The organism is Kitasatospora griseola, from assembly GCF_014648555.1.
In the GTDB taxonomy this organism is placed as follows: domain Bacteria; phylum Actinomycetota; class Actinomycetes; order Streptomycetales; family Streptomycetaceae; genus Kitasatospora; species Kitasatospora griseola.
This window is the reverse complement of record NZ_BMRI01000034.1, coordinates 39,803-47,752: the sequence shown is the minus strand read 5'-3', so window position 1 is coordinate 47,752 and position 7,950 is coordinate 39,803. Positions and strand designations below refer to the sequence as shown.

Genomic DNA, 7,950 nt, shown 5'->3' with positions numbered 1-7,950 from the left:
CCGCTGCCACCACCGCCTCCAAGCGCAACCGCATCCGCGCGGCTGTCGTCGGCGGCGCCCTGCTCGCCGCCCCGGTGGCCGGCCTCGTCACGGCCAACTCGGCCTCCGCCGCCGACGTCGCGACCTGGGACAAGGTCGCGCAGTGCGAGTCCGGCGGCAACTGGTCGATCAACACCGGCAACGGCTTCTACGGTGGCCTGCAGTTCACCTCCTCCACCTGGGCCGCGTTCGGTGGCACCGCGTACGCCGCGCAGGCCAACCTGGCCACCAAGGCGCAGCAGATCGCCGTCGCCGAGAAGGTGCTCGCCTCCCAGGGCCCCGGCGCCTGGCCGGTGTGCTCCGTCAAGGCCGGCCTGACCAAGGGCGGCACCCCGGCCCAGGTCGACACCTCCGCCGGTTCCTCCTCCTCGACCTCCTCGAAGTCGACCTCGTCGAACTCCTCGGCGTCGTCCTCGTCGACCTCGTCGACCTCCTCGAAGTCGAACACCGCCGCCGCGGACACCTCCGCCAAGGCCTCCCGCTCCGAGACCCGCACCCAGGCCCCCAAGGCCCAGGAGAGCGCCCCCGCCAAGCAGGAAGCCCCGAAGCAGGCCCCGAAGGACAAGCCGGCCGCGGCCGCCAACACCGCCAAGGGCAGCTACACCGTCAAGTCCGGCGACACCCTGTCCAAGATCGCCGCCGGCCTCGGCGTCGACTGGCACAGTCTGTACAACAACAACACCGGTGTCGTCGGCGGCAACCCGGACCTGATCTTCCCGGGCCAGGTCCTGTCCGTCTGAAACACCCCCGGAAGCTCCGCTTCCCCCGGGATCCGTTGATCCCCTCCTGTCGGCGTGAAGCCGCCACCCCGCTGCCGGGGTGGCGGCTTCCGCCGTTCTGGTGCTGCTGCGGGCTTCAGGGCCGGAGCTTCGGGGCGGGTCCCTGGGGTGGATCTCAGGGGTGGGCCAGGGCGGCGCGGACGCTCGGGGCCACGGTGGCGGGCAGCGCGGCGGACGGGTAGCGCCGGAGCAGGGCGGCCTCGACGGCGTCCGGGGCGACCGGCTTGCCGAGTTCGGTCTCGAAGGCGCGCAGGTAGTCGCCCGTCCAGGCGATCGGGTCGGGGGCGCCGTCCGGATTCGGGGACGGGCCGGTGAGGTGGCGGTGGCCCGGGACGGTGAGTTGGGCGTCGAGGGCGGCGATCTCGTCCAGCAGGTCGATCCACGCGGTGCGCTCGGCGGCGTGCGGGGCGTCGGCGAGCCGCGGGTGGACGTTCAGCCACAGCAGCGGACCGCCGAGCAGCGTCCGGCTGCGGTGCTCCCACACGTAGTGCCGGTCCGGCAGGCCGAGGGACGCGCCGCGCAGCTCCAGCCGGTGGTCCTCCAGCTCCACCGCGTCCTCGGCCAGCGGCTCCAGGCCGACCAGCCGGGTGGGGAGCTCCGTCCCCAGCCCGGCCCAGGCGGCGCGGACCTCGCGGTGATCGCGCTCGATCCGTTCCAGGACCGGTGCGGGCGCGAGGAACCGGGCCTCCGGGAACGCGTCGCGGAGCACCTCCGCCGCCAGCCAGTACTCCGGCGCGAAGTCCGGCACCAGCACGGCGCCCAGCCGTCGCCCCGAGGACGCCACCTCCCGTTCCAGCCGCCGCCCGTCCGTCAGTCGCAGCCCCGTACCGACCAGCACCGCCCGGTGCTGCCCGAGCACCAGCACCGCCACCTGGTGCGACGACTCCTCGGGAAGGTTCACCACCCGGAACTCCAGCGGATGCATCGCGCCTCCTGCGCCAACCGGCAACACCCCTCCCCCCAGGGTCGGACGGGACGGGGGGCGCCGCATGCGGGACGGCGGGTGCGGGGTGGGTTGCGGTGAAGGGGGCTCGGGGCGGGTGGGCCGGTGGGAGCATGGAGGGGTGAGCGGTGGTGGGGTGTTCGTCGGGGAGCTGTTCGGGCGCGAGCGCGAGGAACCGGCGCCCGGGGTGGTGCTGGTGCCCGGGTGGCTGGGGGCGGCCGAGCAGCGGGAGCTGGTCGACGCGTGCCGGGAGTGGGCGCGGCCGCCGGCGGGGATGCGGACGGTGACGATGCCGAACGGCGGACAGATGTCGGTGCGGACGGTGTGCCTCGGCTGGCACTGGTACCCGTACGGATACGCCCGAACCGTGGTGGACGGTGACGGCGCGCCGGTGAAGGCGTTCCCGCCGCAGCTCGGGGAGCTGGCCCGGCGGGCGGTCGCGGAGGCGTACGGCGACGGGATCGGCGAGGTCGAGGGCGCGGCCGACTACGCGCCGGACGTGGCGGCGGTCAACCACTACCCGCACGGCGCGAAGATGGGCCTGCACCTGGATCGCGAGGAGCGGGTGAACGCGCCCGTGGTGTCGCTGTCGCTGGGTGACAGCGCCGTGTTCCGGCTCGGAAACACCGAGACCAGGACGCGCCCGTGGACGGATCTGGAGCTGCGCAGCGGCGACCTGCTGGTGTTCGGCGGCCTGATGCGGTTCGCGTACCACGGCGTGGTGCGGACGCTGCCGGGCACCGCCGACCCGGACCTCGGCCTGGTGGGGCGGCTGAACATCACGGTGCGGCAGTCGGGTCTGGTGTAACGGTGCGGCGGTCGGGTCCGGTGCAGCGGGTCGGTGGTCGCGGTCCTCGGGCGGCCGTTTCCGGGTGGTCGGTGTTCGGACTGTTGCAGCCCGCGGTGCACGCTGCGTGTCCGGCGGCGGTCGGCGCGTGTCGGGCCGTGGGGCTCGCGGGCGTGCCGGAGGGCGGGAATTCCCGGTGGGCGCGGAGACTTGTGCTGGACGGAACACGGCGACCGGCGGCACACCCAGCCCCGCCCGGCCGCCGGGAGAGGGAGCGACACACATGGGAACCCCCGTCGACCAGCTCGTCGACCTGCTCGACCTGGAGCAGATCGAGCTGAACATCTTTCGCGGCCGCAGCCCCGAGGAGGCGCTGCAGCGCACCTTCGGCGGGCAGGTCGCCGGCCAGGCGCTGGTCGCGGCGGGCCGCACGGTGGACGAGGACCGGCCGGTGCACTCGCTGCACGCCTACTTCCTGCGTCCCGGCGTTCCCGGCGTCCCGATCGTCTACCAGGTGGACCGGCTCCGCGACGGACGCTCCTTCACCACCCGCCGGGTGCTGGCCATCCAGGGCGGGCGGTCGATCTTCGCGCTGACCGCCGACTTCCACAAGCCGGAGCCCGGCGGCATCGAGCACCAGTTCCCGATGCCGGACGTACCCGCCCCCGAGGACCTGCCGAGCGCACTCGACGAGGTCGGCTCCCGGCTGGGCGAACTCCCGCCGTTCATCAGCCGCCGCCAGCCCTTCGACATCCGGTACGTGGACCGGCTCAAGTGGAGCCGCGACGAACTCGACGGCGTCGAGGCCCGCAGCGGCGTGTGGCTGAAGACCAACGGCCCGCTGCCCGACGACCCGCTGATCCACGTCTGCGCGCTCACCTACGCCAGCGACATGACCCTGCTCGACGCCGTCCGCGCCCCCGTCGAACCCCTGTGGGGCGAACGGAACTTCGACATGGCCTCGCTGGACCACGCGATGTGGTTCCACCGCCCGTTCCGGGCCGACGACTGGCTGCTGTACCGGCAGGAGTCGCCGATCGCCCACGGCGCGCGCGGGCTGGCCCGCGGCGAAATCTACGACCGGAAGGGGCAGTTGGTGGTCTCCGTGATGCAGGAGGGTCTGTTCCGCCCGCTCGCCGGGCGCTGACCGGCCCGCGGAAGCCCCGTCCGTCCCGCGATTGACGCAAGTGCCCGAACCAGAGCCCCACTTGGAGGCAGTCCGATGACCGACACCGCAGCCGAGGCGTGGCAGCACTGGACGGAGTCCCGGAGCGCCGCGGTCAGCGCCCCGCACGGCCCGCTCGCGCTGACCGGCACCCACTGGTTGGAGCCCGAACCGGCGAAACTGCCCGGCCTGCCCGGGACTTGGTGGTCCGAGAGCGGCGTCGTGTGCGCCGAGCTCGCCGCCGGCGACAGCGTCCGACTCGAAGGCGAGCAGCAGGAGGTCGCCGGCCGGGTCGCGCTGCGCCCCGACACCGACCCGGGCGCGCAGATCGCGGTGCTGGACGGGCTGCGCCTGGTCCCGATCGAGCGCGAGGGCGAACTCGCCCTCCGCGTCTTCGACCCCGCCGCGCCGCGCCGGGCCGGGTACGCCGGGATCTCGGTCTTCCCGTACGCGCCCGACTGGGCGGTGCCCGCCGTGTTCACCCCGTTCGAGACCGGCGCGCAGGACCTGATGGTGGAGAACGCCGACGGCCGGGCCCGCCCGATGACCGTCGCCGGGCAGGTCGCCTTCACGCTGGGCGGAGAGGAGCACACGCTGACCGTCAGCGGCTCCGGCGGCCCGCTCAGTGCCGTCATCGCGGACGCCACCAGCGGCCGGGAGACCTACCGCTTCCGGTTCGTCACGCTGCCCGCACCGGACGCCGACGGGAACACCGTGCTCGACTTCAACCGGGCGTTCCTGCCGCCCTGCGCCTTCGCCGACCACTTCATCTGCCCGTTCCCGCCGCCCGGCAACCGCCTCACCGTCGCCGTCGAGGCCGGCGAGCGGCAGGTGGTCACGCTCTGAGTCCTGCTACCTGAGCCCTGCCACCTGAGCCCTGCTCCGCGCTGCGCTCGGCCCCGGCCGCCTGTTGGCCGGGGCCGAGGTGCGTCGTGGCCCGGCGTCTTGGCCTCGCGTCGTGGGCCCTGCGTCGTGGGCCCGGCCGAGCTGCCGAGGGCGGCGGACGGGCAGGTGGACTGGGCGGCGCGGCGGGGGACGACTCGACGTCGAAGCAGCGGCAGGCGCGCGGTCTGCGGCAGGCGGCCGAGTCGCTGGTCTTCGAGCCGGCGATCCCGCTCGCTGCGTACTGCACGTTGCCCGGGTTCGGTGCCGGCCAGTGGTCGGCGATCACGCTGAGCGGTCTGGCCGCGCTGCCGTGGTTGATCCTCGGGCTGCTGCGCAACCGTCGGCTGGACGCGATGCCGGTGTTCGCGCTCGTGCTGCTGCTGATCGTGGTGGGCGCGGACGCCTGGATCGGCCAGTGGGACGACGACCCGACCTTCCGCCGCCACATCCGGCTGCTGACAGTGCTGTGGGGCACGGGCTTCACCCTGGACGCCCTGATCCGGGTCGCTTTCGCGATGACCCTGCCGATCGGCGCGGTTCCGCGGTTCCGCAATTCAGCGGTGCGGTGGTTTGGCGGTTTCGGTGGCGCGGCGGCTTCGGCGGTGGGTGGCCGGGGCCGCCGCACCCGTTGTCGGGTCGGCATTGTGTCGGTGGCGGCAGGCAGGATCGGCGGCATGATTCCTGTCGAGGACGTCATCGGGCGGGCCGGCCCGGACGGCGTGCTGCCGCTGCTCACCCTGGCCGAGTTCTTCGAGGGCAACACCGTCGAGGACTCGCTGGCGCCGAACCAGTGGGGCTACGGTCGGCCGCCGCTGGCCGAGTTGGCGGCCGGCCTGGCCCGGATCGCCGAGCGGCCGGACGTGGCCTGGGTGCGGGTCCAACTCCACCCGGAGACACTGGACTTGTCCGAGGTGCTGGCCGAGGCCGTCGCCGTGTGCACCAGTGCGGACGCCGCGAACTGCGAATCCTGGACGGCCGGTTGGGAGTCCAGTGGAGTGGTGACCGGCCTGGTCGACGACTGCTTGGACGTGCCGCCGGTGCCGGCCGGAATGACGATCCGATCGATCGTCTGGGACTGATGCCGCGCCAATTCGCCGGTCCGCGCGCGTCGTTGAATCGGCGAGCGAAAATATGCGTGACGGCGGAGATCGACCGCCCCTAGACTCGGCGAGCCGAAAGGCACCCGGGCCGGACGGCCGGCCGGGTCGACCGTGATCAGGAGAGGGAGGGAACAGTCGTGCGTAGCGCCGCTGTTGTCGTTCCCCCGTCGCGGTTCGAGGTGATCCTGGTGTCCTCGGCAGGCCGGCGCCCGCTGCGCGGCCGGCGCCGGTAAAGGACCGCGAGCTCCACCCGATTCCCCTGCTGCGAACGCCCGTTGCCGGCGTCGCACGGTCGCGCCGACGTACTGTCGGCGGGCCGCCCCACCGCCCATGTGCTGCGTCGCGCTGCGCCGCGGTGCAGGTGCGGGCCCGGGACACAGGGGTGTTGCTCGGCTGCTCCGGTGAATCGCGCTGCCCATTTCAGGATCCACATCCGAAAGGCATCGGGCCATGCGCACCGACCTCACCCTCTCCACCGCCACCAGCACCGTCTCCGTCCGCAACCTCGGCATCCTCGCGCACGTGGACGCCGGCAAGACCACCGTCACCGAGCGCATCCTGTTCCTGACCGGCGCGACCCACCGGCGCGGCGAGGTGCACGACGGCACCACCGTCACCGACTTCGACCCGCAGGAGCGCGACCGCGGTATCACCATCTTTGCCGCGGCGGTCAGTTGCGACTGGGACGGCCACCGGCTGAACCTGATCGACACGCCGGGGCACGTGGACTTCGCCGACGAGGTGGAGCGTTCGCTCCGCGTGCTGGACGGCGCGGTGGCGGTGTTCGACGCCGTCGCGGGCGTCGAGCCGCAGAGCGAGTCGGTGTGGCGGCAGGCCGACCGGCACGGTGTGCCGCGGATCGCGTTCGTCAACAAGATGGACCGGCCCGGTGCGGACCTGGACGAGGCGGTCGCCTCGATCCGGGACCGGCTCCACCCGGTGCCGCTGGCCGTGCAGCTGCCGATCGGCCGGGAGGGCGACTTCACCGGCGTGGTCGACCTGCTCCGGTTGCGCGCACTCACCTGGCCGGACGGCGCCGGCAGTGCCGAAGGCGTACAAGTCTCCGACGTGCCCGTCGAGTTGGCGGCCGAGGCGGAACGTCGACGGCAGGCACTGGCGGAGGCAGTGGCCGAACTGCACCCCGCAGCGCTGGAGGAGTACTGCGCCACCGGCACTCTCGGCGCGGACAGCCTCGCGGCCGCGCTGCGCCAACTCACCGCCGACGGACAGGCGGTGGTGGTGCTGTGCGGCTCCGCGTACCGCAACCGCGGCATCGAACCGCTGCTGGACGCGGTGACGGCGTACCTGCCGTCGCCGCTGGACGTCCCGCCGGTGCGCGGCGACTGGCAGGGCGCCGTCCAGGAGCGCCCGGCCGACGCCGAACAGCCTTTGGCGGCACTGGTGTTCAAGGTGAACGCGAGCACCACCGGTCGACTCAGCAGCCTGCGGATCTACTCCGGCACCCTACGGAAGGGGGACACCGTGCTCGACGCGCGCACCGGCCGCACCGAGCGGATCGGCCGCATCCTGCGGGTGCAGGCCGACCGGCACACCGAGACCGACACGGCGCTGGCCGGCGACATCGTGGCCGTCGTCGGACCCAAGGCCGCCCGGGCCGGCACTACGCTGTGCGCGCCGGGCGCCCCGCTGGTGCTCGAACCGGCCGTCGCCGCCGACCCGGTGGTGACCGTCGCGGTCGAGGCCCGCCGCTCGGTGGACACCGACCGGCTGGCGGTCGCGCTGCTCCGGCTCGCCGAGGAGGACCCGTCCCTGGTGGTCGGGACCGACCCGGAGAGCGGGCAGCGGGTGCTGTCCGGCCTCGGTGAACTGCACTTGGAGGTGGCGGTGGAGAAGCTCCGCCGGCTCGGGCTGGAGGTCACCGTCGGCCGGCCGCAGGTCGCGTACCGCGAGACGCTCTCCCGCGCGGTCGCCGGACTCGTCCTGCGGCACGTCAAACAGGACGGCGGCGCAGGGCAGTTCGCGCACATCGTGGTCGACGTCGAACCGCTCGGCGAACCCGGCAAAGACGGCTTCGAGTTCCGCTCCACCGTCACCGGCGGGCGGGTCCCGCAGGAGTACGTGCAGGCCGTCGAGGCGGGCTGCCGGGACGCCCTCGCGGACGGCCCGCTCGGCCACCCCGTCACCGGGATCCGGGTCACCCTCACCGACGGGGCGACCCACGTCAAGGACTCCTCCGACCTGGCCTTCCGCACCGCCGGCCGGCTCGCTCTGCGCGAGGCCCTGCGGCGCGG

7 protein-coding genes are annotated in these 7,950 nt (G+C 73.6%); 6 read left to right on the top strand and 1 reads right to left on the bottom strand.

Annotated features, from left to right (window positions below; all coding sequences use genetic code 11):
• A partial coding sequence (locus tag IEZ12_RS30205) for a transglycosylase family protein (RefSeq protein ID WP_308431094.1) occupies positions 1–779 on the top strand: 779 nt, incomplete at its 5' end.
• 154 nt (positions 780–933) lie between these two features.
• Here IEZ12_RS30205 and IEZ12_RS30200 read toward each other — a convergent pair.
• Complete coding sequence (locus IEZ12_RS30200) at positions 934–1,743, bottom strand: MBL fold metallo-hydrolase (protein WP_189276508.1); 810 nt, start codon at positions 1,741–1,743, stop codon at positions 934–936.
• Positions 1,744–1,882: 139 nt separating this feature from the next.
• Between IEZ12_RS30200 and IEZ12_RS30195 the strand changes: the two genes are divergently transcribed.
• The 5 genes from IEZ12_RS30195 to fusA all read left to right on the top strand — a co-directional run.
• Positions 1,883–2,569, top strand: coding sequence for an alpha-ketoglutarate-dependent dioxygenase AlkB family protein (locus tag IEZ12_RS30195; RefSeq protein WP_229848310.1), 687 nt, complete (start codon positions 1,883–1,885; stop codon positions 2,567–2,569).
• A 262-nt stretch (positions 2,570–2,831) separates the two neighbouring features.
• On the top strand, positions 2,832–3,695 hold the full coding sequence (locus IEZ12_RS30190; RefSeq protein WP_100586060.1) for an acyl-CoA thioesterase: 864 nt from the start codon (positions 2,832–2,834) through the stop codon (positions 3,693–3,695).
• A gap of 75 nt (positions 3,696–3,770) precedes the next feature.
• On the top strand, positions 3,771–4,559 hold the full coding sequence (locus tag IEZ12_RS30185) for a DUF1684 domain-containing protein (RefSeq protein WP_189276505.1): 789 nt from the start codon (positions 3,771–3,773) through the stop codon (positions 4,557–4,559).
• 86 nt (positions 4,560–4,645) lie between these two features.
• Positions 4,646–5,677: a YfbO family protein gene (locus IEZ12_RS30180; protein WP_189276503.1), complete on the top strand. Its 1,032-nt coding sequence runs from the start codon at positions 4,646–4,648 to the stop codon at positions 5,675–5,677.
• Positions 5,678–6,148: 471 nt separating this feature from the next.
• Positions 6,149–7,950: elongation factor G (gene fusA, locus IEZ12_RS30175; RefSeq protein WP_229848308.1), on the top strand; the 1,802-nt coding region annotated here is incomplete at its 3' end.